This window comes from Streptomyces sp. NPDC088147 (assembly GCF_044741565.1).
Taxonomy (GTDB): domain Bacteria; phylum Actinomycetota; class Actinomycetes; order Streptomycetales; family Streptomycetaceae; genus Streptomyces.
This window is the reverse complement of record NZ_JBIUSY010000004.1, coordinates 369919-393195: the sequence shown is the minus strand read 5'-3', so window position 1 is coordinate 393195 and position 23277 is coordinate 369919. Positions and strand designations below refer to the sequence as shown.

General features: G+C 71.6%; 18 protein-coding genes. 10 read left to right on the top strand and 8 right to left on the bottom strand.

Features of this window, described 5'->3' with window-relative positions:
- The first annotated feature begins 62 nt into the window (after nucleotides 1-62).
- From ACIOGX_RS16895 to ACIOGX_RS16885, 3 genes are all read left to right on the top strand, one after another.
- Complete coding sequence (locus ACIOGX_RS16895; RefSeq protein ID WP_401913923.1) at nucleotides 63-1436, top strand: cytochrome P450; 1374 nt, start codon at nucleotides 63-65, stop codon at nucleotides 1434-1436.
- A gap of 95 nt (nucleotides 1437-1531) precedes the next feature.
- A complete protein-coding gene (locus tag ACIOGX_RS16890; RefSeq protein ID WP_401913921.1) occupies nucleotides 1532-3409 on the top strand; it encodes an anthranilate synthase family protein in 1878 nt (625 codons plus the stop codon).
- Nucleotides 3410-3412: 3 nt separating this feature from the next.
- The gene (locus ACIOGX_RS16885) at nucleotides 3413-4636 is read left to right on the top strand and encodes a 3-deoxy-7-phosphoheptulonate synthase (RefSeq protein WP_401767222.1); all 1224 of its coding nucleotides are present in this window, start codon (nucleotides 3413-3415) and stop codon (nucleotides 4634-4636) included.
- A gap of 59 nt (nucleotides 4637-4695) precedes the next feature.
- On the opposite strand, the gene ACIOGX_RS16880 is transcribed toward ACIOGX_RS16885, so the two are convergent.
- A complete protein-coding gene (locus ACIOGX_RS16880) occupies nucleotides 4696-5238 on the bottom strand; it encodes a DUF1697 domain-containing protein (protein WP_401913918.1) in 543 nt (180 codons plus the stop codon).
- Nucleotides 5239-5354: 116 nt separating this feature from the next.
- Nucleotides 5355-6710, bottom strand: a complete 1356-nt coding sequence (locus tag ACIOGX_RS16875; RefSeq protein WP_383963289.1) for an MFS transporter — start codon at nucleotides 6708-6710, stop codon at nucleotides 5355-5357.
- A 260-nt stretch (nucleotides 6711-6970) separates the two neighbouring features.
- Here ACIOGX_RS16875 and glyA point away from each other — a divergent pair, with 260 nt between their 5' ends.
- On the top strand, nucleotides 6971-8317 hold the full coding sequence (gene glyA, locus ACIOGX_RS16870) for a serine hydroxymethyltransferase (protein ID WP_383963286.1): 1347 nt from the start codon (nucleotides 6971-6973) through the stop codon (nucleotides 8315-8317).
- Nucleotides 8314-11514, top strand: a complete 3201-nt coding sequence (locus ACIOGX_RS16865) for an amino acid adenylation domain-containing protein (RefSeq protein WP_401913914.1) — start codon at nucleotides 8314-8316, stop codon at nucleotides 11512-11514. Before glyA ends, ACIOGX_RS16865 begins: the two co-directional genes overlap by 4 nt.
- 96 nt (nucleotides 11515-11610) lie before the next feature.
- Here the strand turns inward: ACIOGX_RS16865 and ACIOGX_RS16860 are convergent, their stop codons facing one another.
- Nucleotides 11611-12216 (bottom strand): TetR/AcrR family transcriptional regulator, encoded by a 606-nt coding sequence (locus ACIOGX_RS16860; protein ID WP_401913912.1) that lies wholly within the window; start codon nucleotides 12214-12216, stop codon nucleotides 11611-11613.
- Nucleotides 12217-12525: 309 nt separating this feature from the next.
- Here ACIOGX_RS16860 and ACIOGX_RS16855 point away from each other — a divergent pair, with 309 nt between their 5' ends.
- Together ACIOGX_RS16855 and ACIOGX_RS16850 are read left to right on the top strand one after the other, a co-directional pair.
- A complete protein-coding gene (locus ACIOGX_RS16855; RefSeq protein ID WP_401913910.1) occupies nucleotides 12526-13647 on the top strand; it encodes a cytochrome P450 in 1122 nt (373 codons plus the stop codon).
- Nucleotides 13647-13835, top strand: a complete 189-nt coding sequence (locus ACIOGX_RS16850; protein WP_356510505.1) for a ferredoxin — start codon at nucleotides 13647-13649, stop codon at nucleotides 13833-13835. Before ACIOGX_RS16855 ends, ACIOGX_RS16850 begins: the two co-directional genes overlap by 1 nt.
- Before the next feature lie 115 nt (nucleotides 13836-13950).
- Here the strand turns inward: ACIOGX_RS16850 and ACIOGX_RS16845 are convergent, their stop codons facing one another.
- Nucleotides 13951-14970, bottom strand: coding sequence for a zinc-binding dehydrogenase (locus ACIOGX_RS16845; protein ID WP_401913906.1), 1020 nt, complete (start codon nucleotides 14968-14970; stop codon nucleotides 13951-13953).
- Between the two features lie 61 nt (nucleotides 14971-15031).
- Here ACIOGX_RS16845 and ACIOGX_RS16840 point away from each other — a divergent pair, with 61 nt between their 5' ends.
- The 3 genes from ACIOGX_RS16840 to ACIOGX_RS16830 all read left to right on the top strand — a co-directional run bounded on the left by ACIOGX_RS16840 (nucleotide 15032) and on the right by ACIOGX_RS16830 (nucleotide 17787).
- Nucleotides 15032-15340 (top strand): metalloregulator ArsR/SmtB family transcription factor, encoded by a 309-nt coding sequence (locus tag ACIOGX_RS16840; protein ID WP_356510501.1) that lies wholly within the window; start codon nucleotides 15032-15034, stop codon nucleotides 15338-15340.
- 252 nt (nucleotides 15341-15592) lie between these two features.
- The gene (locus ACIOGX_RS16835; RefSeq protein WP_401913904.1) at nucleotides 15593-16402 is read left to right on the top strand and encodes an ABC transporter ATP-binding protein; all 810 of its coding nucleotides are present in this window, start codon (nucleotides 15593-15595) and stop codon (nucleotides 16400-16402) included.
- On the top strand, nucleotides 16399-17787 hold the full coding sequence (locus ACIOGX_RS16830; RefSeq protein WP_401913901.1) for a hypothetical protein: 1389 nt from the start codon (nucleotides 16399-16401) through the stop codon (nucleotides 17785-17787). The genes ACIOGX_RS16835 and ACIOGX_RS16830 overlap by 4 nt, the downstream gene beginning before the upstream one ends.
- A 114-nt stretch (nucleotides 17788-17901) precedes the next feature.
- Here the strand turns inward: ACIOGX_RS16830 and ACIOGX_RS16825 are convergent, their stop codons facing one another.
- The 4 genes from ACIOGX_RS16825 to ACIOGX_RS16810 all read right to left on the bottom strand — a co-directional run bounded on the left by ACIOGX_RS16825 (nucleotide 17902) and on the right by ACIOGX_RS16810 (nucleotide 23016).
- Complete coding sequence (locus tag ACIOGX_RS16825) at nucleotides 17902-19521, bottom strand: alpha/beta hydrolase (RefSeq protein ID WP_401913899.1); 1620 nt, start codon at nucleotides 19519-19521, stop codon at nucleotides 17902-17904.
- Between the two features lie 184 nt (nucleotides 19522-19705).
- Nucleotides 19706-20692, bottom strand: coding sequence for a TIGR04222 domain-containing membrane protein (locus ACIOGX_RS16820; RefSeq protein ID WP_401913896.1), 987 nt, complete (start codon nucleotides 20690-20692; stop codon nucleotides 19706-19708).
- 5 nt (nucleotides 20693-20697) lie between these two features.
- Nucleotides 20698-22053: a DUF692 domain-containing protein gene (locus ACIOGX_RS16815; protein ID WP_401913893.1), complete on the bottom strand. Its 1356-nt coding sequence runs from the start codon at nucleotides 22051-22053 to the stop codon at nucleotides 20698-20700.
- A 183-nt stretch (nucleotides 22054-22236) separates the two neighbouring features.
- Nucleotides 22237-23016, bottom strand: a complete 780-nt coding sequence (locus ACIOGX_RS16810; RefSeq protein ID WP_356510489.1) for a DUF4142 domain-containing protein — start codon at nucleotides 23014-23016, stop codon at nucleotides 22237-22239.
- Between the last annotated feature and the right edge of the window lie 261 nt (nucleotides 23017-23277).

Here is a 23277-nt window from a genome sequence, read left to right as displayed (position 1 = left end):
GGCGGTGCCGCACGTACCGACCGGGTGTCACGGCAAGTGAATCGGAGAGGAAAGGGAACACAGTGGACCTGAAGGAAATGTGGCCGGGACTCGACGGCATTCCGCACCCGGCCGGACGCCGGCCGGACACCCTGGACATGGAGAACTCCGACTTCGTGCGGCCCATGCAGCGGATGTACCAGTGGTCGAGGGAACTGGGGCCGATCTTCGAGACCCAGGCGCCGGGCTTCGGCATGGTGGTCGTCACCGGCGCCGACATCGCCAAGGACCTCTTCGACGACACCCGTTTCGAGAAGTTCACCGGCTTCGGCATCGAGGCGTTCCGGCCGGTCACGGGTGACGGGCTGTTCACCGCCTACAACGACGAGGAGAACTGGGCGCTCGCTCACCGCATACTCCTGCCGGCCTTCAGCCGCGAGGCGTTGCAGCGCTACCACCACGAGATGGCCGGTTCCGTCGCGAGGCTCGTCGAGCACTGGACCAGGACCGCCGACGACGAGAGGGTCGATCTCGCCGAAAGCGCCACCACGCTCGCGCTCGACATGATCGGGCAGGCCGGCTTCGGCTTCGACTTCGGCTCGTACGAAGGCGGTGGGCAGAACCACCCCTATGTGAGCTCCATGGTGAACGCGCTGGCCTACTCGGTGCTGCCACCGCAGGTCCAGCAGCAGCGGGAGGAGCAGTTCCGCGCCTGGATCGAGACCATGAACAAGACCGTGGACGATGTCATCGACACCCGTCGCCGGTCGGCGGAGACCACACACAGCGACATCCTCGGCACGATGATGCACGCGCGCGACGAGGTCACCGGAAAGCAGCTGTCCAGCGAGAACATGCGCTACCAGGTGACGACGTTCATGGTCGCGGGCTACGGCACCACCGCGTCGCTGATCACTTTCTGCCTCTACTTCCTCTCCCGGGATCCGAGCCTGCTGGCGGCGGTGCGCGCCGAGATCGGCGCGACCGCCGGCGATTCGCGGATCGGCTTCGAGAGCGTCCACCGGCTGCGTACCCTGCGCAGGGCGGTGGACGAGACGCTCCGGCTCTGGGCCCCCACCCCGGCGTTTCTCCGGGTCGCCACGGAGGACACGGTCATCGGCGGGCAGCACGAGGTGAAGGCCGGCGGATGGGCGGCGGTGCTCACCATGGGCCTGCACCGGGACGCGGCCTGGGGCGGCGACGTCGACGCCTTCGACCCCGACCGGTTCCGCGCGGAGCGTGTCCGGGCCAGGGAACCCCACCTCTACAAGCCGTTCGGGACGGGCCCGCGCGCCTGCATCGGCCGTCAGTTCGCGCTGCACGCGGCGTGCCTGGCCCTGGCCGAGATCGTGCGCTCCTTCGATGTGGAGGTCCCCGAGGCATACGAGCTGTCGGTGGCCGAAGGGGGGTTCTTCATGCCCGAGAACCTCAAGGTGTCGATCCGGCCGCGCGCCTGAGCGCGGTGCCACCGGTGGCGGAAGCGGCGCGGGAGGGATTGCCGGTGGACGGTCTGGACGACGGGGAGCCGTTCGCGTTGTTGTACCGCCCGGGTATGACAGCGCCCGGCGTCCTGGAACTGCTCCGCGGGCCGGTGGCCGAGCTGTCGTACCTCGCGCAGCTGCCGGCGGAGGAGCCGCCGGCGGACGGCCCGCGGGCGGCCGGGCCGACGACCCTGGTCGTCGTGCCCTTTCGGCAGGTCGCGGAGCGCGGCTACGCCTGTACCGACGACGGGGCACCGTTGCTGGCCCTGCGGATCGAGCAGCGGTCGACGCTGGACCTGGACGGGTTTCTGCGTACGGCTCCGGACATCGACGTCCCGTTCGGCGAGGCGGGGTTCGACCTGGACGACGACCGGTACGCGGCGATCGTGCGCGAGGTGGTGGCGCGGGAGATCGGTGCCGGGTCCGGGTCGAACTTCGTCATCAGGCGAAGCTACTCGGCACGCTTGCGCGACAGTTCGGTGGCGACCGAACTGGCCCTGTTCCGGCGGCTGCTGAGGGGAGAGTCGGGAGCCCACTGGACGTTCCTGATCCACACGGGACGGCGGACGTTCGTCGGCGCCAGCCCGGAGCGGCACATCAGCCTCGGCGCGGGCGAGGCCGCCATGAACCCGATCAGCGGAACGTACCGCCATTCCGGGCGCGGGCCGACCCTCGACGGTCTGCTCGCGTTCCTCGCCGACCGGAAGGAGATCGAGGAGCTCTACATGGTGGTCGACGAGGAACTGAAGATGATGGCGGGCATCTGCCACGCCGGCCTGCGCGTGGACGGCCCGTATCTGCGGCGGATGCGGCACCTTACCCACAGTGAGTACTTCGTCCGCGGCCGGACCGTGCTCCCGCCGCACGAGATCCTCCGGCGCACACTGCTGGCGCCCACGGTCACCGGAAGCCCGGTCCAGAACGCCTGCGAGGTCCTGACCCGGTATGAACCGGCGGGGCGCGGATACTACAGCGGGGTGGCCGCGCTGATCGGCCGGGACGCCGACGGCGCGGCGACGATGGACTCGACGATCCTGATCCGCACCGCGGAGCTCACCCCGGACGCCCGGCTGAGCGTCGGGGTGGGCGCGACGGTCGTACGCCATTCCGACCCGGCGAGCGAGGTGGCCGAGACCCACGCGAAGGTGGCCGGCTTCCTGTCCGCCCTGCACGGGGACCGTGTCGCCGCACCCCGGCCCGCCGGGCCGGACATCGCCCGTGACCCCCGGGCCCGGAGGCTGCTGCGAGAGCGCAACAGGGGGCTGGCACGGTTCTGGCTGTCCCCGCGGACCCCGGAGGACTGGCTGGTGCCCGAACTGACCGGTCAGCGCGTGCTGATGATCGACGCCGAGGACACCTTCACCGCGATGCTCGCCTATCAGCTGCGGGCGATCGGTCTGGCGGTCACGGTCGTCCCGTGGACCGACGTTCCGGCGCCCGACGGCTACGACCTCGTCGTCGCCGGGCCGGGGCCGGGAGACCCGGGCCGCACGGACCAGCCGAAGATGGACCGGTTGCACACACTGGTCGGCGAATTCCTGAAACGACGCAAGCCGTTGGTCGCCGTCTGCCTCTCGCACCAGGTGCTGTGCCGCCTCCTCGGCCTCGATGTCCGGTGCCGTCCCGAGCCCAACCAGGGGGTCCGACGGCGGATCGACCTGTTCGGTGAGAGCGTCGACGCCGGTTTCTACAACACCTTCTCCGCCTGGTCGGAGATCTCCCAGGTGACGGAGCCCCATCACGGCGGGCTGGTCGAGGTCAGCCGGGACCCGGCCACCGGAGAGGTGCACGCGCTGCGCGGCCCCGATTTCACCTCGGTCCAGTTCCACCCGGAGTCGGTGCTCACCGAACACGGGCCGCAGGTCATCCGCGCCCTCGTCACCGAGGCGCTGCGGCTGGGCGAGGGCGATCCTGGCCGTTTCCGTCGAGTCCCCGAAACGAAGGACTGAACCGTGTCCCTTGCCGGCCGTGATCTCATCGGCTCCGTGCGTGCGCACCCGGCTTCCGAGGCGGTGGTCCGCGCGGTGCGTGCCCGTCGGGCGTGGCAGCAGCCGGACTGGCCTGATCCGGCCGCCGTGGCCGGGGTGACCGCGCGACTGGCATCGGCGCCGGGCCTGGTGAGCGGCTCCGAGGCCGCCGAGCTGCGCGGCCTGCTCGCCGAGGTCGCCGGGGGCCGGCTGCTGGTGCTCCAGGCCGGTGACTGCGCGGAGGTCCCGGAACAGGCGACGCCCGAGCGGATCGCCCACAGGGCCGGCCTGCTCCACGCGCTCGGTGACGCGCTCGGCGCACGGGCACGGCGGCCGGTGGTCACCGTCGGCCGTATCGGCGGGCAGTACGCCAAGCCCCGCTCGCAGGCCACCGAGGTACGGGACGGCCGTGAACTCCCCGCCTTCCGCGGCCATTTGGTCAACGGTCCCGATTTCGACGCCGAGTCGCGGACGCCGGACCCGCGTCGTATGACCGCCGGCTACCGGGCCGCCGCGGAGGTGGCCGGAGTCCTGGCCTCGGCCCGTCCGGCCAGGAGCGGCCACGCCCTGCCTCGCGTCTGGACCAGCCACGAGGCGCTCGTCCTGGACTACGAGCTGCCTCTTGTACGGCGCCACGACGGGCGGCCCGTCCTGACCTCGACACACTGGCCGTGGATCGGCGACCGTACCCGGCAGCTCGACGGAGCGCATGTGGAGCTGCTGTCCCAGGTGTCCAACGCGGTCGCCTGCAAGGTCGGGCCGGGCATGACGGCGGCCGAACTGGTGGCGGTCTGCGACCGGCTCGACCCGGGCCGGGAGCCGGGCCGGCTCTCCCTGATCGCACGGCTGGGCGAGCGGCGGGTCGAAGCCCTGCTGCCCCCGCTGGTCGCGGCGGTGCGCCGGGCCGGACACCCGGTCGTCTGGCTCTGCGACCCGATGCACGGCAACACCTTCCGCAGTCCGCAGGGCCGCAAGATCCGGCTGGTCGGCTCCCTGGTCCGGGAGGTACGGGCCTTCCACGCCGCGGTCACGGCCGAGCGGGGTGTGGCCGGCGGGCTCCATCTGGAGGTGTCCCCGGCCCCCGTCGTCGAGTGCGTCTCGGACGAGGCCGGCTGGGCCTGGCCGCCCGGAGCTCCGGAGCCCCTGTGCGATCCGCGCCTCAACCCGGCCCAGGCACATCAGGTGGTGGCCGCCTGGCCGGGCCGATAGCCCCGCCGGAGCGAGGCCGGCACCCGCGTCGCACGGGCACCGGGCGCGGATCCTCCCGCTCAGCCGCGTCCCGCCGCCTTCACCAGCCGTTCGATGGTGCCCAGCGTCCTGGTGGTGGCCGGTACTCCGGTCAGCCGCTCGATCTCGGCGGTCGGGCTCCCCGCGTTGGACTTGGCCTTGCGGATGACGCTCAGCGCGAGGCCCTCGCGGAGTCCGACGATGTCGACGTCGTCCCTCGTGTTCGTCCAGGGCAGCTTCAGCCCGATGGGTTTTCCGCCGTCGAAGAAGGTGAAGGTCTTGCGGTACGTACGGCTGTCCTCATGCCCGTCGAACGGGTTGCTGTCGAGGACATCGATCAGCAGACCCACATTGCGGACGACGGCGGCCTCGGAGTAGCCCGCAGCCGACTTCAGGGTCCGGGACGCCGTCTCGACGACGCCCACGGGGTCGTCCGCCTCGAACAGTACGGTGCCGTTCGTCTGGAACGACGTGACCGAGGCGGCTCCCGCGGCGGAGAGCGCCGCTTCCAGCGTCGCTCGATCCGGGCTGCCGGCGTGGCCGAGATTCATGCTCCGGTAGAAGACCACATGGGGTGAAGTCATACCAGGTGACTCTACAAGGACTTTCCATGAAATTCAGCACAACTCGCCTTATTCATAGGCGTGTTGGCGAGAGGAACGCGGGTCGGCCCCGGCTGGCCGGCCCGCGTGGGCCTCTCTCAGGCCAGTTTGGCGACATCCCGGTTCACGGTGCCGAAGGTGGCCCGGGTGGCGATCGCGCCCGCCAGGAGGACGCACGCGCCGATGGCCAGGCCGATGCCGTACCCGTCCACCACGGCCTGGTCGCCGCCCGCGTCGGAGCCGGCCGTCACCGCCAGTGACACGGTGACCAGGGCGGTCAGGCCCACGGCCTGGCCGAGCTGGCCCAGCGTGGTGATGATGCCGGAGCCGAGGCCGGCGTCCTGCATGGACAGACTGGAGAGCGCGGCCGTCTGGACGGCGGGGAAGGTGACTCCGCCGCCGAAGCCGAGGACCACCATGCCGGGCAGCAGCGATGTCCAGAAGTCACCGTCGACCGGGACCAGAGCCAGCCACCCCATCCCCAGGGCGGCGATGCCGAGCCCGGCCGTGATGACGGCGCGGGCACCCAGCTTGGACATGGCGGTCAGCCCCGCGCGCAGGCCGAGCAGGAACATCAGGCAGTACGGCACCCACGCGAGCCCGTTGGCGAGAGGGCTGTACCCCAGCACGTTCTGCATGTACAGCACCAGCAGGAAGAACATCGCGGCCGTCGCGGCGTTCAGCAAGGAGAGTCCCAGATAGCCGGCGGCCCGTACCCGGTTGCGCAGGAACGACAGTGGCATCAGCGGATGGGCGGACTTCGCCTGGAGGACGACGAAAGCGGCCAGGGCGGCGAGTCCTCCGATCAGCGGCAGGGCGACATCGGCACTCGCCACCGGATGGGCGGTGATCTGAAGAATGCCGTGAACCGTCGCCACCATTCCGCCGGTCACCAGAATCGCGCCCACCGGGCCGACGGCGCGCCTGCCGTCCATCGTGCTCTCCCGGCCGTAGACGAACACCAGCACGAGAGGCACGAGGGCCAGCGGCAGGTTGATCCAGAAGATCCAGCGCCAGCTGATCAGATCGGTGAGGACGCCGGACAGCACGACGCCGAGCGTCGCTCCGAGCCCGGAGAGGCCACCCCAGATGGCGAAGGCCTTCTGTGCCTCCCTGGGGTCGGTGAAGGTCAGGGCGATCATGCCGAGCGCGGCCGGAGCCGCGCAGGCCTCGGCCACGCCCTGTACGAACCGGGCCGTCAGCAGGGTCTCCGCGTTGACCGACACCGCTGCCAGGACGGACGCGGCCGCGAACAGACCGGCCCCGACGGCGAACAGCTTCCGCCGCCCGAAGACGTCCCCCAGCCGGCCGCCGACGAGCAGCAGCCCGCTGGCCGCCAGCAGATATCCGTTCACGACCCACGTCAACTGCTGTTCGCTGAGCCGGAGGCTGTCCCGGATGGACGGCAGCGCGACATTCACGATGGTGGCGTCGAGGAAGATGATGAACTGCACGGTCGCGAGTACCGCCAATAACTTCCAGCGGCGCGGGTCTGGTTCGGACCGGCCCTGCTCGGCGTTCTCCGCTGCCGCCCCGATGTCTCGTTCAGGCCCAGTCACGGTTCTCTTTCGCCTCCGGATAAGGAAATCGACAAGGAGCCCGCACAAGTCTAGGAACGCCGGTTACGAATCGGTTCAGAGTTCACCGTCCTCTTCTCTCTCCGCTCTGACCGGCCGTACCTAGGGTCGGCGCCACCCGCAGGGGAGGGGACGACATGGACTCGGCAACCGACGCCGAACGGAACGGAACGGCCGTCGACGACGAGGTGTTCACGCTGCTGGCAGCCGAGGAGCGGCGCCAGCGCGAGACGTTGCAGCTGGTGGCGGCGGCGTCGACGGCACCCTGGCAGGTGCGGTGGTGCAACGGCTCGGTCCTGACCAACGTGACCGGGGAGGGATATCCGGGCCGCCGGTACCACTCCGGGTGCGAGTTCTTCGACCGCATCGAGGAACTGGCCTGCCGACGGGCCCGCGAGGTATTCGGATCCCCGTTCGCCAACGTGCAGCCGCACTCCGGCACCAACGCCAATCTGGCGGCGCTCCGAGCCCTCATGCCCGAGGGCGGGACGGTGCTGTCGATGTCCCTCAAGGCGGGTGGTCATCTTTCCCACGGTGCCCGCTCGTCGATCACCTCCACCCTGTACGGGGCGCGTCACTACGGTGTGACGCCGGACGGCCTCATCGATCCGGACGAGGTGCGGGCACTGGCGCGGAGACACCGGCCCGCCGTGATCATCTGCGGGGGCAGCGCGTATCCCCGCGAGATCGACTTCGCCATGTTCCGTAAGATCGCGGACGAGACGGGTGCCGCGTTGCTGGCCGATGTGTCCCATATCTCGGGACTCGTCGCGGCCGGTCTGCACCCGTCGCCGGTGCCGTACGCGCACCTCGTGACCAGCAGTACCTACAAGCAACTGGCGGGTCCTCGGGGCGGCGTGGTGCTCGGGGGCACCGACGTGCCCGACCCGGCGGCGCTGGAGCGGCGGGTGCGCGCCGCGGTGTTCCCCGGCGTCCAGGGCACCCCCGCGCCCAACGCGATCGCGGCGAAGGCGTGGGCGTTCGGTTACGTGGCCACGACGGAGTTCCACGACGTCTGCCGGCGGATCCTCGCGACGGCCCGGGGCATCGCCGCGGTGTTGACCGAACGCGGGTTCTCGCTCGTCAGCTCGGGAACGGACAACCACATGATCCTGGTCGACCTGCGTGGCACCGGGATGACCGGCTGGGTCGCCGAGAAGGCGCTGGAGAGTTGCGGCATCCTCGTCAACCGCAACGCCGTGCCCGGCGACATACGGCCCGCGGCCGTGTCCGGCGGCCTGCGGATCGGCACGAACGCGCTCGCGGCGCGAGGCGGAGACGCCGGCCTCGCCCGCAGGGCGGCCGAGCTGGTCGCCGACGTCCTGCGGGCCGTGGAGGTCACGGGTGACACCTCGTACACGTTGCCGGACGCGGCCCGTACGGAGGCGCGCCGCCGGATGACCGAGATCTGCGGGGAGCTGGACGACCTTCCGGCCAGGCGCGAACCCGCCACGGCCGGTCCGAAGGAGGCGATGCTGCCATGACCGGGGAGCGTATGGCCAAGGAACGGCACGGCACGGACGACGCCCAGGACGTCTTCCCGCTGACGGCTACTCAGGAGGCCTATCTGGTGGGGCGCGACGCCGGGATGGACTACGGCTCGGTCGGCTGCCACGGCTACTGGGAGTGGGAGTCGGCGACCGCGAATCCCCGGGCACTCGCCGCCGCGTGGCGCACGCTGGTGGACCGCCACCCGGCGCTGCGCACGGTGATGTGCCCCGAGGGAGGTCAACGGGTGCTGGCCGACCCACCTGCGTGGGAGGTCACCCTCAACGACTGGACCGGGCTGTCTCCCGAGGAGGCGGACGAGAGCCTCGGGCGCCTGCGCACCGCCCAGTCGCACAGGCTGTTCGACCCCATGACGTTCCCGCTGTGGGACGTCCAGGTGACACTCCTGCCGGACGGGCGGCAGCGCGTCCACTTCAGCCTCGATCTGCTGGTCGCCGACGCGTGGAGCTATTTCCATGTGCTGGTACCGGAGTTGGCGGCCCTGTACCGGGGCGCGCCGCTGCCCCCCGCGCCCGGCGTGACGTTCCGGGACTTCGTCCTGGAGCGCGAGCGCGAGGAGGCCACCGGTCCCGCGTGGCGGCGTGCCGAGGAGTACTGGACGCATCGGCTGGAGACGCTGCCGCCCGCTCCCGCACTGCCCGGGTCCGGTTCCGCGACCGGCGACGAGACCACGTTCGTCCGGCTGGAGGACGCGCTGGACGCGCGGACGACGGGCCGTCTCACGCGGCAGGCGGCACACCGGTCGGTCACCCCGACCGCCCTGCTCGCCGCGGTGTTCGCCGAGGTTCTGCGCGCCTGGGGGAGCGGCCCCGACTTCGTCGTCAACGTTCCCGTGTTCCCGGCGGTCCGTGCCGGGGACGCGTTCAGCGGCGTGGTGGGTGACTTCACGAGCACCGTGCTGCTGGAGATGCGCGGCGACGGCGCGACATTCGCCGCACGCGCGCAGCGGGCCCAGCGCCAATTGTGGGAGGACCTGCCGCACAGCGACTTCAGCGGGATCCATGTCGCCCGTAAGCTGGCTTTCCTCCGCGGGCGGACCGAGGTCGGCTTCCCGGTCGTGCTGACCAGTCTGCTGGGCCAGCCTCCGCAGGAGTTCCACACCGCGTTGGGGGAGGCCGTCCACACGAGTACCCAGACCCCGCAGGTGAGCCTCGATTTCCAGGTCGCGGAGCTCGACGGGGAGCTCCACTGGAGCTGGGACCACCGGCTCTCCGCCTTTCCCCCCGGCATGATCTCCGCCATGTTCGGCGCCTTCGGCCGGCTGATGCGGCGTCTCGTCGACGACCCCGGGGCATGGGAGTGCGAGCGGTTCGACCTCATCCCGCCGGAGCAGCTCGAACGACGCCGGACCATGAACGACACCGACGGCCCGGTTCCCCGGCTGCCGCTCACCCGGGCGCTGCTGGACGGCGCGCGTGACGACCCCGGCCACGCCGCTCTCATCGCCGCGGACGGCTCCGTCGTGACCCGGGGAGAGCTGGCCGAGCGGATACTCCGGGCGGCCGAGGGGATCGTCGGACTCGCCCCTGCCGGGGCCCCGGTGGCCGTGCTCCTGCCCAAGAGCCAGGAGCAGATACTCGCCGCACACGCCGTCGCCGCCGCCGGACTGGCCTATCTCCCGCTCGACGCCGAGCAGCCCGACGCGCGACTGCGGGCGGTGCTGCACGACGCCGGGGCCGCGCTGATCATCACCGAGCGGTCACTCGAACAGCGTGGGCGGGACCTCGGTACGAAGACGGTCGTACGGATGGACGAACTCCTCACCCACGAGCCACTCGAACGAGGCGGGCCGGCGGTCGGCGACGACGCGTACGTCATCTACACCTCCGGCTCCACCGGGAAGCCCAAGGGCCTCGTCGTACCGCACGTAGGCGCGGCGAACGCGTTCGCCCATATGAACGAACAGCTGCGGGTCTCGTCCCGGGACCGGGTCCTCGCGGTCTCCGGTTTCCACTTCGACCTCTCGGTGTACGACGTCTTCGGCATGTTCATGGCCGGTGGCTCGGTGGTGATGCCGGACGCGGACCGCGGTGTGGATCCCGCCCACTGGCTGGAGCTCGTCGAGTCGCGAGGTGTGACGGTCTGGAACTCCGCGCCGGCGCTGTTCGAGCTGCTGGTCGACCACGCCGAGCAGCGTCGGCGGACGCTGGAAGGGCTGCGCGCCGTGGTGCTCGCCGGTGACTGGATTCCCGTCGATCTTCCGGCGCGCGCTGAGAAGGTGTTCCCGGGCATCTCGGTCGTCGCGTCCGGCGGTCCCGCGGAGACGTGTGTGTGGTCGATCATCAACCCGCTCCCCGCGGGGTACGTCTGCGACGGCCCGTCGATCCCCTACGGCGTCCCGATGCGCAACCAGCGGTACTACATCGTCGATGCCGAGGGACATGAGGTCCCGGACTGGGTCACCGGCGAGATGTGTGTGGAGAGCGAGGTCGGGCTGGCACGCGGATATATCGGGGAGGAGACGAGCACGGCCTTCCGGCCACGCGCCGGCTCCGACCGGCGCGCGTACTGGACCGGCGACCTCGGGCGCCGACGGCCCGAGGGCACCATCGAGTTCATGGGGAGGTCCGATCTCCAAGTCAAGATCAACGGGATTCGGGTGGAGATCGCGGAGGTCGAGGCCGCGTTGCGCCGACACGCGGCGGTCAAGGACGCGGTCGTCGTCCTGCGCCAGGCAGGAGGGGGGAAGCGGCTGGTCGGTCACGTCGTTCCCGAGCCGGACGGGCGCGTCTCGGTACCGGAACTGCTGAACCATGCCGCCGCCCGCGTGCCACGGGTGGCGGTGCCGGCGGCGATCGAGATCCTGGAGGCGTTTCCCCTGAACGCCAACGGGAAAGTGGACCGACTGGCACTGGCCTCGCGTGCCCTGCCGATCGGATCGTCCCGTACGGGGGAAGCCTCCGGGCCTGTGGAGTCGGTGCTCGCCATGCTCTGGACGGAGACCCTCGGCCTCGCCGGGGAGGTCGACCCGGAGACGAGCTTCTTCTCCTTGGGCGGTACGTCGCTGCAAGCGGCCCGGATGACGACGCGGATCGGAGCGCTCCTCGACGAGGACGTGAGCGCCAGGCTCGTCTTCGCCCACCCCACGATTCGGGAGCAGGCGACGGCTCTCGCCCTCGGCGAGCCAGGACCGCGGGTCCTCGCGGTCTGCCGGGCCATTCTCGATTGCTGAGTGCCGGCGTCCGGCTGCGTCCGGCAGCCGGACGCCGGGACGACATCCTCGCCGCCCGTGGGCATCACCGCGTGGTCCGGGCCGGACGTGCCCGGCCTACGGCTCCAGAAGGTCGAGGGCCTTCCGGACCAGGTCCGGCAACCGCTCCGCCGGCTCGCCCGGGGCGCGCAGCCAGCGTTCCTTCGCGGTCTGCACCGCCGCCCCCACCACTCCGACGACCAGCCGCGGGTGCATGTCCGCGTCGGGGTCCACTCCCATGCGTCCGGCGAGCACACCCGCCAGCACATGGCACTGCTCCGTGGTCCGTTCCAGACTCCTGGCCAGCAGGGGCGGGTTGGCCAGGATCAGGCGCTGGACGCGCAGGTAGCGTTCGCCGTCCTCGCCCGAACTGCCGTCGATGACGGCCAGGGTGGCGGCCCGCAGAGCCTCCAGCGGGGATTCCCCGGGCGGACGTGCGGCGAGTTCGCGCAGCAGGGCGGCGTGGTCGTCGTCCTCGTATCCGAGGATCACGCCTTCCTTCGAGCCGAAGTAACGGGTCAGGGTCCGGGGCGAGACGTTCACCACCGCGGCGATGTCCTCCAGGGACGTCGCGTGAAAACCCTTGCGCTCGTACAGTTCGGTCGCCGCTTCCATCAGCGCCCGGCGCGTGTGCAGCTTCTTCCGTTCCCGCAGCCCCGCCGTCTCCGGGACATTCGTACGCACGAACAGCCCCGACCTTTCCTGTGGATGACGCGTCGCCGCAAAGTACCCCCGGTGGTTCTCCGCCGCAACTGATCCGGTCATTCTCCGGGTGAGGGGTGCGGGGTGTGGTCGCGAGTGCTAATTTGTCCGTTGCAGACATTTTGCATGTCGTGCACCAATGCCCCCACGACCGACGGGAATGCCATGGCTGTTTCCGCTCACGCCCCCCTCTCCGGCGCTGAACCCCCGCTCCCGCTGCCGCTTCCACGCGAGCGGGAATGCCCCTTCCGGCCGGCGCCCGAGGTCGCCGGATTCAGGACCGACCTTCCGGTGGCCAGAGTGGTGGGCCCCACCGGCATCGAGGCGTGGCTGGTCACTCGCTACGCCGACGTACGCGAAGTGCTGGGCGATCCCGAGCGATTCAGCAACCGTTCAGGACAGGCGGCCCACGTCCTGGCCGACATGCCGCCCGACGCGCCGGTGACGGAGGGCGCGTTCTCACGGATGGACGGGGCCGAGCACCTGCGGTTCCGCCGGATCCTGGGGCCCGAACTCTCCATGATCAAACGCATCGAACAGCTCCGCCCCACAGTGCAGCGGATCGTGGACGAACGGATCGACGCACTCGGCGAGTCGGCCCCGCCGGTGGACCTCTACCAGCAGTTCGCCGTACCGCTCACCTCCACCGTCATCGCCGAACTGCTGGGAGTCCCCGCCACCGACCACCCGCTGTTCCAGGAGGCGGGGGCCGCGCTCTTCACCGCGACCTCCGACCCGGAGCAGAAAGCCGCCTCGTTCGAGGCGCTCTTCGGCTACCTGCACACCCTCGTACGCCGACGGCGACACGAGCCCGGTGCTGACATCCTCAGCAACCTGATCGAACGGGGCGACCGCAGCGAACAGCCGTTCACCGACACCGAGTTGGTCGCGACGGCGGCGGGTCTGCTCGTCGCGGGCTTCGACACCACGGCCAGCATGATCAGTTACGGCGTGCTGGCACTCCTGCACCACCCCGACCAGTTCGCGGCCCTGCGGAACGACCCGGCGCTGGTACCGGGCGCGGTGGAGGAGCTGGTGCGGTTCCTCGGCGTCGGTGTCGGCATCATGCGGGTGGTCACCCGCGACACCGAGATCGGCGGACAGCGCGTACCGGCGGGCGATTTCGTCATCGCCGCCATCCAGTCCGCCAATCACGACCCGGAACAGTTCCCGGAGGCCGACCGGCTCGACGTGACCCGCGACGCCGCCAGGCACATCGGATTCGGCCACGGCCCGCACCAGTGCGCCGGGCAACAACTGGCGCGACTCGAACTGAAGACCGTGCTCGAAACACTGCTGCGCCGGATCCCCAGCCTGCGTCTGGCCGTTCCGTTCGAGCAGATCGAATTCAAGACCGACACGGTGGTGACCGGACCCACCGCACTGCCGGTCGCCTGGGACGAGGTGCTCTGATGCGTGTGCATACCGAAACCGACAAGTGCGTGGCGGCGGGGGTCTGCGTGCTGGCCGCCCCCGAGGTGTTCGACCAGGACGACGACGGCCTGGTCGTCGTCCTCGACGACAGCCCCCCGTCCGAGCGGCACGAGGCGGCACGCGACGCCGCGGCCCGCTGCCCCGCGGCGGTGATACGCCTGGTCTAGCCGACCGCGCCGAGCCCGCTGGAGGGTGGCCGAGGCCGTCCTGACGCCGGAGGTGCTGTCGCGCTACTCGCTGGCATCGAGGCGCGAACGTCCCGGCCCAGGACGGCCGAGTCGCTCAAGGCGAGGACGTGGTCCGGCGCGGAGACTCGTCCAGGGGGTGCACGGCGACGGCGATCTTGCCGCGTGGGCGTCCGCGGCCCTCGCCGGCAGAGCCGCCTTCCAGCAGTGCGTGCGCCTGTGCGATGTCGGCCAGCGGCAGCACGGCGCCGATCACCGGCCGGAGTCCGCCCCGGTCGACCAGCCGGCCGAGGGCCGTGAGCTTCGCCCGGCCGGGGCCGGCGAAGACGAAGTGGTAGGTCGCGTTCACGCCCCACGCGGCGAGCAGGTTCTGGGGTTCGGGGATGTCCACGATGGACACCACACGGCCTCGGTCGGCGAGGACCTCCGGGCTGCGGGTGAGGGTGTCCCCGCCCACCGTGTCCAGCACGACGTCCACCCCACCCAGCGCGCGGACCTGCGGCACGTAGTCACCGGCCGAGAAGTCGATCGCGATGTCGGCTCCCAGTCCGGTGACGAACTCGTGATCCCTTGCCCGCGCGGTGGTGACCACCTCGGCTCCCATCGCGCGGGCGAGCTGGATCGCGGCCGAGCCGACCCCGCCCGCTCCGCCGTGCACCAGGACCCGTTCCCCGACCCGCAGCCCGGCGCGTTCGACCAGCGCCTCCCACACCGTCACGCCCACGAGCGCGAGACCGGCGGCCTCGACGTGCGACAGCCGCGCGGGCTTGCGGGCGGCCAGGGCCTGGTCGACCACGTGGAACTCGGCGTAGGTTCCCCGCCCGGTGAACATCGGCGCCAGGTACCAGACCTCGTCGCCCGGCCGGAAGTCGTCCGCCCCAGGGCCGGTCTCTACCACCACGCCCGACACGTCATTGCCGATCACCGCGGGCAGCGCCACCTGGTCGCGGTAGTCCCCGCGCCGGGTCTGAAGGTCGAGAGGGTTCACGGACGTGGCCAGCACGCGCACCACCACCTCGCCGGGTCCGGGAGTGGGTCTGGGCAGCTCTCGGGCGGCGAACGCGGTGTCCGCGGCACCGAAGCGGACGAGTTCCATCACACGCATCGAAGTCGGCATGCGATGAGATTAGATCGAGATATCGCGAATCGTCAATATGTACATGCGTTACGATCACCGCGTGTTCTCGGAGGCGGAGTTGCTGGCTGTGTTCCGGGCCCTGTCCAACCCGGCCCGCCGCCAGATGCTGGTGTGGCTCAAGGAGCCGATGAGTTTCCCCGGCCAGGAGCCCGACGACGTCGAGATCGGTGTCTGCGTGACCGACATCCAGCAGCGTGCGGGTCTGGGGCAGTCGACCACCTCGCAGTACCTCGCGATGCTGCGGCAGGCGGGGCTGGTGGTCGCCACCCGCCGGGGCAAGTGGACCTACTACCGCCGCGACGAGGCGAACATCGCCCGCCTCCTGGAGACCCTGCGCGACGTGTTCTAGCTCCCATGCCGTTCCGTTCGCCCCGGGCCCGCCCTTGGGACATCGCGTGGTGCGAGTACTGCGTATCCGCGCCGTCAGCTGTTCTCCCCGCATGTGACGGGGGTCATACGCGGTGGGAAATCCTGACGTGCGGGCCGTCCGTCTAGCGGGCGTGAGACCAGTGAGAACGGCCCCTCAGGGGGCGGGGCGCCGTGCCGCCCTCGCGCGCTCCGCGCTGGGAACTCATCGGTGGACGCAGGAGAGGAACGCACCATGATGACCGCGGTGAGCGCGACGGGGATCGCGCCGCAGACGTACGCCTGGGAGGTCCGGGCCACGGGGCTGAAGGTCAGGGTCGGCAAGAACCGCATGGCGGTGGACGGGCTCGACCTGTCGCTCGGCACGGGGGTGCACGGGCTGGTCGGCCCCAACGGAGCCGGCAAGACGACGCTGATCCGGACGATGGCCACCGTGCGGCGCCCGACGGAAGGCACGCTGGAACTCCTCGGTGAGCCGGCGGGCGGCCTGGGCGAGCACCGCGCGCTACGCCGCCGGATCGGTTACCTGCCGCAGGAGTTCGGCTACTACAAGCGCTTCACGGTACGCGAGTTCGTCGAGTACATGGCGTGGCTGAAGGAGGTGCCCAAGGCGGACATCCCCGCGAAGGTCCAGCACGCGGTGGATCGCGTGGGGCTGGCGGACCGCGCCGACGACAAGATGAAGGCCCTCTCCGGCGGCATGGTGCGACGGGTCGGCATCGCCCAGGCCATCGTCAACGACCCGAAGATCCTGCTGCTGGACGAGCCGACGGCCGGACTGGACCCCGCCCAGCGGCTGCGCTTCCGCGAACTGCTGCAACAGCTCGGCACCGACACGTGCGTGGTGGTCTCCACGCACCTGGTGGAGGACATCGCCGCCGCCTGCACCGGCGTGGTGGTCTTCGCCGAGGGCAGGCTGGTGTTCCAGGGCACCCCGGACGAGCTCGCCGCGGCCGGCACCTCCGGGCATGTGGGCGACAGCCCGCTGGAGCGCGGCTACTCGGCGCTGCTCTCCCCCACCGAGCAGGGAAAGGGCACCTGGTGAACGGCCGGATTCTGCGCATCGAGACACGGCGTTCCCTCGCCCCGTGGGCGGGCCTGGGGATCACGGCGAGCACCGTGGTGTTCTTGTTCCTGCTGGGGGGCGACGCGGCGGAGGACTCCTCGGCGTGGACGGCCCAGTGGACGTCCATGGCGATGTGGACCCGCGGCGTGCTGTTCTACGCGTGGCCGCTCGCCCTGGGCGCCGGGGCCCTGCAGGGGCTGCGGGACAGCCGCTCGAAGATGCCCGAGCTGCTGTCGAGCACGCCGCGGCCCGCCTGGCACCGCGCGGCCTCGCTCGGGGGGACGTCAGCGGTCGTGCTGGCCTCGGCCTTCGCCGTCCTCGTCGTGATCGGTGGGGTCCAGGTACTCGCCCACACCGAGTACACGCACGTCGGCTGGGTGCCGGTATCACTGGTGGGGGCGCTCTTCCTCGCCGCGGGGGCGGTGCTGGGCATCGGGATCGGGCGCAGCCTGCCCTCCGTGTTCACCCCGCCCATGGCGACCATGGCGGCCTTCCTGCTCGGCCAGCTCCTGCTGATCCAGTCGGCCCCCCTCGCGAGCGGGGTGGGTACCTGGGAGGAGGCCAGGGGCGCGGGCCCGTGGGGCCGGATCGCACTGCTGGCCCCGGCGGTCAGGGAAACGCGGGAGACGCTCTTCACGCTCTCCGCGTCCGTGCACGCCGGGCAGGTGGTCTGGGTGATCGCGCTGACCGCGACGGGCTTCGGCCTGCTGGCCGCGGCCAGCAGGCGCGCCCGGCTGCTCGCACTGGTCCCCACCGTGGTGGGTGGGGCGGTGGCCCTGCTCATCCTGCCCTCCACGCCGGAGGAGACGTACGTCCTGGACAAGGCCGCGGCGGAGAAGGTCTGTGACGGCGCGGTGTGCGTCACCGCGATGCAGCGGACCCGCCTGGCCGGCCTCACGGGTCCGGGCGAGAAGGCGCTGGGCCTGATGAAGGGAGCCCTGGGCAGCCGGGCACCGGCCGGGATCCGGGAGCGCACCACGATCGTGCCGTACCTCGAGGTGAAGGAACGGTCCCGCGAGGACGTGCTCATCGACTTCGACGACGAGGTGGTGCGTTACGCGAAGACCGACGAGGATCTGACCCGGGCGCTGCTCGGCCTGGGCATGGCACCGGAGTGTTCCTTCGGGGGGCTCGATGTGCAGAGCGTCGCGTCGAGCTGGGTCATGGGGGATTTCCGGATGCTGCCCTCCGCCCCCGGCCCGGCGGCCGAGATGGCGGAGAAGGCCGCCCGCTCCGCGTGGAAGAGGCTTACGGCGCTGCCGAAGGCGGAGCAGCGCGAACGGATCGACGCCATGCGCGCCTCCGCGTTCTCCTGCGAGGGCGAGGCCGACCCGCTGGAGGTGCTGGCCGGCGGACCACGCTGAGCGGTGGGCGGACGGCGGCTCTCACGGTGCTCCCGCGTGGTGCTCCCAGGGTGCTCCGGCGTCGTGCTCCCGCGGTGCTCCCGCGTGGTGCTCCCACGTCGTGCTCCCGCACGCTCAGAAACGAGCCCCCGGGTTGTGCCTTCTGTGCAGGTCGACAAGCCTGTTGGCCGGTTCCGCCGACACCGGGTCCGGCTCCGCGTGCGGCGCGCACTCGGCGCGCCGCGCCGGTGTCCTTCCGTGCAGCAGGTAGTCCTCGACGATCGCGGTGACACAGGCGTTGCCGCCGCCCGACACCCCGTGCGTACCGGCGTCCCGTTCGGTCACCAGGGCCGAACCGGCCAGCCGCTTGTGCAGCTCCACCGCGCCCTCGTACGGCGTCGCCGCGTCCCGCTCCGCGGCCAGGATCAGCGTCGGCGGCAACTGGCCCGGCAGGGTGCGGACTTCGGCCGGACGCTGCCGGGGCGCAGTCCAGTAGGCGCACGGCAGATTCATCCAGACGTTGTCCCAGGTCTCGAACGGCGCGTGCCGCGCGAGCGCGGTGTTGTCGCGGTCCCACACCGCGAAGTCCGTGGGCCAGGGCGCGTCACCGCACTCGACCGCGGTATAGACCGCGTTGGCGTTCTCGCTCTCCGCGGCGGCGGCCGGACGGGGCGCGGCCTGTGCGATCAGCGGCTGCTGATCGCCCTTCAGATACGCGGAGAGGGCCGAGGCGCGCGACGGCCAGTAGTCGTCGTAGTAGCCCGCCCCGAGCATCGCCGCCTGGAGCTGCCCCGGCCCGACCTTCCCGCCGGCCGGCTTGTGCGCGACCCCGGCGCGCACCTTCTCGTAACTCCGGCGCACCGCTTCGGCGTCGGTGCCCAGGTGGTACGTCGCGTCATGCTTGGCCACCCAGGTACGGAAGTCCTCCCAGCGCCGCTCGAAGGCGGCCGACTGGTCGAGGTTGTTGCGGTACCAGACCTGCTCGGGGTCCGGGTTCACGGCGGAGTCGAAGACCATCCGGCCCACGTGCGAGGGGAAGAGCGTCGCGTAGAGCGCGCCGAAGTAGGTGCCGTACGAGGCGCCCATGAAGGTCAGCTTCTGCTCGCCGAGCGCCGCGCGCAGCACATCCAGGTCGCGGGCGTTGTTCAGCGAGTTGTAGTGGGGGAGCGCCGCGCCGGCGCCGCGGGCGCAGCCCCGCGCGTACGCCTTGGCCTCGGCGATCCGCTCGCGTTTGTACGACTCCGAGGGGTGGACCGGGGACTGCGTCGGGGCTCTGCCGAAGTCCGCCGGATTCTCACAGGAGAGCGGCGCGGAGCGGCCCACTCCGCGCGGTGCGTAGCCGATGAGGTCGTACGCCTCGGCGATCCGCTTCCAGTGGGGCACCTCGGCCGCCATCGGGAAGTACATGCCGGAGGCGCCGGGGCCGCCGGGGTTGAAGACGAGCGCGCCCTGCCGCCGCTCCGGACCCCCGCTCGCGGGCACACGGCTGACGGTGAGACGGATCGTCCGGCCGTCGGGCTCGGCGTAGTCGAGCGGGACCTCGACCGTGCCGCAGACGATGGGGGCGGGCAGCCGCTCGGCCTTGGGGCAGGCGCCGAAGGTGATGCCGGTGGTGGCGGCGCGCTGGGCGGCGCGGACGACACCACGGGCCGCGCCGGCGGTGGCGTCCGCGCCGTCCGCGGGGGCGGCGACGAGGGCCGACAGGACCACGGAGCCGAGGGTGGCCAGTGCCCCGTATTTCGCTACTGCTCTCATCGCGTTCCCTTCGGTGCGTACGGATCGGAGAGTGATCCGCAGACAGAGGGTCAGCAGCGCGGCGGAGCCGGACAAGCATCCGTGCGCGGTGTCGGCCGCAATGACCCCGATGCGTCGTACGGCCACTCCGAAGGGTCCGAGGAGTGGCCGTACGGGGCGGGATGTGCCGCGCGGAACCCGGTCCTCACGTGCCTCCGCCGCCACCCCCGCAGCCTCCGCCTCCGCCGCCACAACTGCTGCCGCCTCCGCCCCCGTCCCCGCCTGACCCGCCGGAACCGCCTGAACCGCCGCCGCAGGAGCTCGCGCCACAGCCCGACCCCGAACCCCCGCATCCCGTGCCCGACCCGGGATCGGCGCCCGAGCACCAGGCCACCACGCCGGCGGACATATGTGCCGCGGGCGCGAAGTCACGCCCCGGCCGCAGCCGCGCGGCGGTGCGCAACTGCTCCCGCAGCTCGGGGTCCGGCACCCCCGCCACCCCGTGCGCCGCGACCTGGTGCGCCGCCGAGGCGTCGGTGTGCGCGAGCCCCACGACGAAGCCGCGCAGCGCCCGCCGCCCCGCTCCGGTGATCCGCCGCCCGGCGAAGGCGGCGCAGACGAACCCCGTGACCGTGCCCCCGAACAGGAACGGCAACAGCGCGAACGCCCACATCCCGCCCGCACCGGACCCGGAGGAGCCGAAGGTCGCCACCGCGCCCGCGATGAACGACGCGGGCAGGGCGATGAAACAGAGCACCCCCTGAGTGACGCCCCAGGTCCGCCACGGGCGCGTCCGCGCGCGGGGTGCCACCAGCCCGCGCGCCGCGAGCGCGTCGCCCACCTGCTGTACGGCGGGGGCGCGCATCACCGCGAGGCGCAGCGCGTGCAGGGCGCCGCTGGGCGCCATGGCGTGCTCCTGGAGCACGGCCTGCTCCACCGGGTGATGGGCGACGGGCCGGATGACGGCGACGATCCCGGGGCCGCCGATGGCCAGCCGGCCGTCCGCGTGCATCCCGGCGAGCGCGGCGTCCACGACCCTGCCGGGACCGCCGCCGAGGAAGGCGGCCTCCCACACGTCGTGGACGGCGGGAGTGCCCGTCACCCCGCCGCGCGAGCGGACCACCCCGGCGATCAGCAGCACGGACGAGACGGCGACCGCGAGCGGGACCGCGATGAGGAGGATCGTCGTCACCGCCCTCACCTCCCCGCCAGCGCGGCGCGGGCCACGCGGAAGATACGGGTCGCCCGGCGCGGTGGCCGCGAGGCGGCCCGTTCACGCCACCAGAGAGTCAGCCGTCGCCGGGCGGCGGAGTCCTCGGGGCGCCTCTCGATCAGCAGGCTCTCGGCGAAGTCGAGCGCGTCGCGGCGGTATCCGCCGCGCATGGGTGTGTGCGCGGCGTACGCGAGGAACGCCGGGCGGAAGCCCTCGCCGAGGATCTCCGGCAGCTCGGGTGCGATCTTGGCGACGACCCCGGCGCGTTTGGCGGCGAGGGCGCGGCTCTGGACGCGCAGCCGCCGTGGATCGAACCCCTCGGGTGCGGGTGTGCCGGCGACCAGCGAGGAGAGCAGGGCGGCCTCACCGAGCGCGAGGCGGCCGCGGGCGGCGTCGGTGCCGCCCGCGTCGCGCTCCTCCGTCACCGCTCCCGTCACCGCTCCCGTCACCTCTCTCGTCCGCGCTCCTGTCCCCGTTCCTGTCGGCGGGCACGGGGGCGCGACGGCCGCCGCGGCCGTGATCGTCTCGCGGATCGTGGTGAGTTCACCGGCCAGCTCCGCCGCGGGCGGGAAGTCGTCGTCCCGTTCCAGCAGGACGCCCGGCGGGGCGACCCGTGCGCGCAGCTCGGCCAGTACGTCCAGCACCGGCGCGGTGACCGGGTGCGCGTGGGTGTCGTGCCAGACGCCGTCGCGTTCGACGCCGCCCGCGACATGGACGTACGCGATGGCCTCGACCGGCAGTTCGTCCAGGGCCTTCGCCGGGTCCTCGCCCCGGTTCACATGGTTGGTGTGCAGATTGGCGACATCGATCAGCAGCCGTACGCCCGTGCGCTCGACCAGCTCCGCGAGGAACCGGCCCTCGCTCATCTCCTCGTCGGGCCAGTTGATCAGCGCGGCGATGTTCTCCACGGCGAGCGGCACGGGCAGCGAGTCCTGGGCGATGCGTATGTTCTCGCAGAGCACGCGCAGGGCGTCCCGGGTACGCGGGACCGGCAGCAGATGACCCGCTTCCAGGACGGGGGACGCGGTGAGCGCCCCGCCGGCCCGTACGAACGCGATGTGCTCGGTGACCAGAGGCGCGCCGAGGGCCTCGGCGCGCTCCGCGAGATCCGCGAGCCGCCGCGCGTCCGGACGGTCCGCTCCGCCGAGGCCGAGCGAGACCCCGTGCGGTACGACGGTGACGCCGCGTTCCCGCAGCCGTACCAGCGAGTCGGGCAGATGGCCGGGGCAGATGTTCTCCGCGACGGCCTCGACCCAGTCGACACCGGACAGCGCCTCGACCGTGTCCGCGATCTCCGGGCGCCAGCCGATGCCGATCCCCAGCTGTGGTGTGTCGTTCATGGCTCCCCCTCCTCGGTGTCCGAGGTCGTCCCCCGTCCGCCGTCCGCGACGGGCGCGGTGCAGAGGTGATGACCCCGCGGCGCGCCGGTGAATCCGCAGAGGGGGACGTTCAGAGGATGATTTGAGGTTCCACGGCGGCGCCGGGTCGTCTCCCGGCGCCGGGGCTCACGTGCCGACGGGTTTCTACGGATCGGTCCCCGGCGCCGGCCGGCTGGTGTTGATCGCCGTCGGGGCGCCCGGCTGGGTGGAGGGCCGGGAGGTGAAGGTGTCGTTGCCGGAAGGCGCCACGGCGTCCGGCGCGGGCGGCAGATTCCCGTTCGGGGGCGGCGGTCCGGTCGGGCTGGCCGTCATGGTGCCCGCCGCCTCGTTGGCGAGCGAGTCGAAGTCGACCATGCCGGTGGCCTCCAGCATGGTGATGTGGTCCAGGACCGTCTGGTTGGCGTCACTCGCCAGCTGCCGTATCAGCGTGTTTCTGGTGGTGTGCCGGACCTGCGCGATCAGCGCGAAGACCTTGCCGTGGGCATTGCGCAGCAGATTGGCGAACTTACGCTCGTACTCCTGGCCGGTGGCGGCCGACAACTCCCTGAGCCAGCCCTGCTGCTGCTCGTTCGGCTGGTTCGGCAGCTCGACCCCGAGCTTCGCCGCGACATTGCGGGCCCGCTTGTCGAGATCGGTGTGGCCGACGACCAGATGGTCACCGCACTCCTTGATCGCCTGGCTGGGGGCGCGCTCGATGGCCTGCTGCCCGGCCGGCAGCTCCCAGAGTCCCGCCAGCCGCACCTTCACCAGGAGGTCGCGGTCCGTCGCGGAGAGCGGGCCCCACTGGGTGGCCACACTGGACGCGTTGAGGTTCGCCTGACCGGTACCGGAGCGGTCGGCGTACGACCAGACGGGGAAGGCCAGGGCCCCGACCGTGACGACCAGTGCCGCGATGATGAGCGCCGTACCGTTGATGCGTCGCAACAATGTGGTGCCTCCCGAACCGAATGACGACTCCGCTGAACCAACCGCCGACCGACCGGCTGGTCAACCCGCTTCGCGGTACCGGGAGATACGTACGCCGCGGCCGGAGCGTTCAGCTCCGCGGCGCCGGATGATCAGCGACGCGCCCGCGCCGGCGCTCCTTTTCCCTCCCGATTCCCTCCCGAGCGCTCCGTTCTCTTCCCGTCGGCGTGGCGTGTGGCGCGTGGCGACGGTGCCACGGGGGAAGACTGGCTGCCGGAC